3 protein-coding genes are annotated in these 4,201 nt (G+C 70.0%); 2 read left to right on the top strand and 1 reads right to left on the bottom strand.

Translation table 11 applies throughout. From position 1 onward, the window contains the following. Positions 1 to 132: 132 nt before the first annotated feature. A complete protein-coding gene (locus tag VF468_28105) occupies positions 133 to 957 on the bottom strand; it encodes a hypothetical protein (protein HEX5882148.1) in 825 nt (274 codons plus the stop codon). 204 nt (positions 958 to 1,161) lie between these two features. On the opposite strand from VF468_28105, the gene aceE reads away from it, so the two are divergent. Then, complete coding sequence (aceE, locus tag VF468_28100; protein HEX5882147.1) at positions 1,162 to 3,849, top strand: pyruvate dehydrogenase (acetyl-transferring), homodimeric type; 2,688 nt, start codon at positions 1,162 to 1,164, stop codon at positions 3,847 to 3,849. 37 nt (positions 3,850 to 3,886) lie between these two features. Then, on the top strand, positions 3,887 to 4,201 hold a 315-nt coding region (locus VF468_28095), incomplete at its 3' end, for a biotin/lipoyl-containing protein (GenBank protein ID HEX5882146.1).

The following is a 4,201-nucleotide window of genomic DNA, read 5'->3' as shown; positions in this document are numbered from 1 at the left end:
CCCGGCTGAAGGCCTTGGCCTGCTCGCCCGTCCAGCGGCTCGCCTGGTAGCCGCTCCAGGCGATGGCCAGCGCGGCCACGGAGAGGACCACGGCCGAGACGACCTCGAGCCAGGCCTCCAGCCGCCGGCCGGTCACCGTGGTCGTCCCTCGGCGTCGCAGGGGAGGGGGGCGTCGTCCCCGAGGACCGTGCGGGCCTGCTCGATCAGCCCGAGGGTCTGCTCCATGGCGACCGGCCGCAGCTGGCCGAGGCCAGGCCGGTAGGGCGCGTCCAGGGTCCTGATCAGCAGCAGGGTCGCGACCATGACGGCCACGACCGAGCCCATCAGCAGGCCCTGGACGACCGCCCGCTCCCCGCTGTCGGCGAAGAACAGCATGTAGACCACGATGAGCCCGGCGGTGAAGAACAGGACCCACCACAGCGGTGTCGGGATGACGCCTTCGGAGGCGTGGACGCGGTCGCGCCGGGCCTCCTCGCGCGTGGAGGTCAGGTCGAACCACTTGTCGTAGGCGGACTGTTCGGTCGCGCTTGCCGGCTGGACGGTCTTCATGGTCCTGAACAGGGCGATAGCCCAGGGGTTGATCGCCCCGCTCTCGGTGCCGGTCTCCATCCGCGGCCACTCCTGGCCCACCGCCGACCGTCCGTAGCAGACCAGCTCCCCGCCGAGCCTCCCGCTGGCGGCGAGCGGCAGGAACTGGGCCGTCTCGAACTGCTGGACCACGGCCAGGGCCTCGCTCTCGGCGCCCGTCTTGGAGTCGTCGTAGCTGGTGAAGGCGAGGAACACGATGAGCCCGAGCAGGAGGGCGAACCCGGTGGCGAGCACCCCGAACACCCCGGAGGCGCGGTCGCCGTCGTTGAAGAAGCTGCCTTCGGGGGCACGCCTGCGGACCAGCAGCATGGCGGTGACCGCGACCGCCATCGCCGCCGCGATGACGGCGAACGCCAGGAGGATGCCCATTGTCTGATCAGGCTGCGTCCTCTGGGCCGGGGGCGCATCGCCTGGATGGGATGAATGCCGAAGCCGGGACCGTGCGTTCCCGTGGCCGGAGTTGGGGTATTTCAAGACTGGTTCGAGTGGGGCGGTTGATGGAACGATCTAGAACCTAAGATCGGCCGACGGTTGCTGAAGGACGCTGGTGCTCCAGCCTGAGTGGATGGACTGATGGCCATGCTGAACGACGTAGACCCGGTCGAGACCCGTGAGTGGCTGGAGGCGCTGGACTCGGTGCTGGCGTTCGAGGGGACCGACAGGGCCCGGTTCCTGCTCGGCGAGCTGTCGGCCGAGGGCCGCCGGCGGGGGGCGCCGGCCCCGTACTCGGCGACCACGCCCTACCTCAACACCATCCCGGTCGACCAGCAGCCGGCCTACCCGGGCGACCTGGCCACCGAGCACAAGATCCGCTCCCTGAACCGGTGGAACGCGCTGGCCATGGTGCTGCGGGCCAACAAGGAGTCCTCGGAGCTGGGCGGGCACATCGCCAGCTTCCAGTCGTCGGCCACCCTGTACGACACCGGCTACAACCACTTCTGGCACGCGCCCTCGGAGGGCCACGGCGGCGACCTGGTCTACTTCCAGGGCCACTCCTCGCCTGGCTTCTACGCCCGGTCGTACCTGGAGGGAAGGTTCACCGAGGCCCAGATGGACCGGTTCCGTCAGGAGGTCGACGGCGGCGGGCTGCCGTCCTACCCGCACCCGTGGCTGATGCCGGACTACTGGCAGTTCCCGACGGTGTCGATGGGGCTGGGGCCGATCATGGCCATCTACCAGGCCCGGTTCCTGAAGTACCTGGGCACCCGCGGGCTGGCCGACACCGCCGGCCGCAAGGTGTGGGCGTTCCTGGGCGACGGCGAGACCGACGAGCCGGAGTCGCTGGGGGCGATCTCGCTCGGCGGCCGGGAGCGGCTGGACAACCTGATCTTCGTGGTCAACTGCAACCTCCAGCGCCTGGACGGCCCGGTCCGGGGCAACGGCAAGATCATCCAGGAGCTGGAGGGCATCTTCCGCGGCGCCGGCTGGAACGTCATCAAGGTCATCTGGGGCAGCCGCTGGGACGAGCTGCTGGCGCGGGACACCACCGGCCTGCTGCTGCAGCGCATGGAGGAGTGCGTCGACGGCCAGTACCAGGACTTCAAGTCCAAGAACGGCGCGTATGTGCGCGAGCACTTCTTCGGCGCCTACCCCGAGCTGCTCCAGCTGGTCGCCGACATGAGCGACGAGGAGATCTGGGACCTCAACCGCGGCGGCCACGACCCGGTCAAGGTGTACGCCGCCTACCAGGCCGCGGTGAACCACACCGGCCAGCCGACGGTGATCCTGGCCAAGACGGTCAAGGGCTACGGCATGGGCGAGGCCGGCGAGGGCCAGAACATCACCCACCAGCAGAAGAAGATGGCCGAGGCCGCCCTGCGGGACTTCCGGGACCGCTTCAACCTGTCGATCCCCGACGACCAGCTGCTCGACTACCCCTACCAGCGGCCGGCCGACGACAGCCCGGAGGCCCGCTACCTCAAGGAGCGGCGCCAGGCCCTGGGCGGCTCCCTGCCGGTGCGACGCGAGCGGTCGGAGTCGCTGCCGGTGCCCGAGCTGTCGGCGTTCGGGGCCCAGCTGGCCGGCACCGGGGAGCGCGAGATCTCCACCACCATGGCGTTCGTCCGCATCCTGAACACGCTGCTGCGCGACAAGCAGATCGGCAAGCGGGTGGTCCCGATCGTGCCCGACGAGTCGCGCACCTTCGGCATGGAGGGGATGTTCCGCCAGTTCGGGATCTGGTCCCAGGTCGGGCAGCTCTACCAGCCCGAGGACGCCAACCAGCTGATGTTCTACAAGGAGGACAAGACCGGGCAGCTCCTTCAGGAAGGCATCAACGAGCCGGGGGCGATGGCGTCCTGGGTGGCCGCCGCGACCTCCTACAGCCACAGCGACTGCCCGATGATCCCGTTCTACATCTACTACTCGATGTTCGGCTTCCAGCGGATCGGCGACCTGGCCTGGGCGGCCGGCGACAGCCGGGCCCGCGGCTTCCTGGTCGGGGGCACCGCCGGCCGGACCACCCTCAACGGCGAGGGCCTCCAGCACGAGGACGGCCACAGCCACGTGCAGTCGTCGCTGATCCCCAACTGCATCTCCTACGACCCGACCTTCGCCTACGAGGTCGCGGTCATCGTCCAGGACGGCCTGCGGCGGATGTTCGCCGACCAGGAGGACGTCTTCTACTACCTGACCGTCATGAACGAGAACTACCAGCACCCGGCCATGCCCGAGGGCGACGGGGTCGCCGAGGGGATCCTCAAGGGGATGTACCTGTTCCGGGAGGGCTCCCCGGTCCGCAAGGGCCGCGGCAAGGCCAAGCCGAAGCCGCGGGTGCAGCTGCTGGGCAGCGGGACCATCCTGCGCGAGGTGATCGCCGGGGCCGACCTGCTGGCCGAGGACTTCGGGGTGGACGCCGACGTCTGGAGCGCGCCCAGCTTCACCGAGCTGCGCCGCGAGGGGCTGGACGCCGAGCGCTGGAACCTGCTCCACCCGACCGATCCGCCGCGCCAGAGCTACGTGGCCGGCTGCCTGGCCGGCCGGCAGGGGCCGGTGATCGCGGCCACCGACTACGTCAAGTCGTACGCCGACCAGATCCGGCCGTTCGTCCCCGGGACCTACAAGGTGCTGGGGACCGACGGGTACGGCCGCTCGGACTACCGGCGCAAGCTGCGCCGGTTCTTCGAGGTCGACCGCTACTTCGTCGTCCTCGCCGCGCTACAGGCCCTCGCCCAGGAGGGCACGGTGCCGACCGAGACCGTCGCCAAGGCGATCGCCAAGTACGGCATCGACCCCGACAAGCCCAACCCGGCCCGCAGCTGACTTAGACCTTCCAGACCTGGGTTGATCGGAGGGAACAGTGGCAACCACAGAGATCGCGGTCCCCGACATCGGCGACTACCAGGACGTCCCGGTGATCGAGGTGCACGTGGCGGCGGGCGACGTGGTCGCCGAGGAGGACCCCCTCGTCACACTGGAGTCCGACAAGGCGACCATGGACGTCCCCGCCACCGCCGCCGGGAAGGTGCAGGACGTCCGGGTCAAGGTGGGGGACACCGTCAGCGAGGGCACCGTGGTCGTGGTCGTCAGCGGCGACGGCGCCGGGCCGGTGACCACCCCGCCGAGCCTGGTCGGCCAGCAGGAGCCGGAGCCCGAGACGACCCCCGCCGCCCCG

This window comes from Actinomycetota bacterium (assembly GCA_036280995.1).
Lineage (GTDB): Bacteria > Actinomycetota > CALGFH01 > CALGFH01 > CALGFH01 > CALGFH01.
This window is presented reverse-complemented; position numbering and strand designations above follow the sequence as displayed.

Bases quoted from the DNA above. Each gene is read 5' to 3' on its own strand.
- VF468_28105 (HEX5882148.1), bottom strand. From the start codon at position 957: ATGGGCATCCTCCTGGCGTTCGCCGTCATCGCGGCGGCGATGGCGGTC.
- aceE (HEX5882147.1), top strand. From the start codon at position 1,162: ATGGCCATGCTGAACGACGTAGACCCGGTCGAGACCCGTGAGTGGCTG.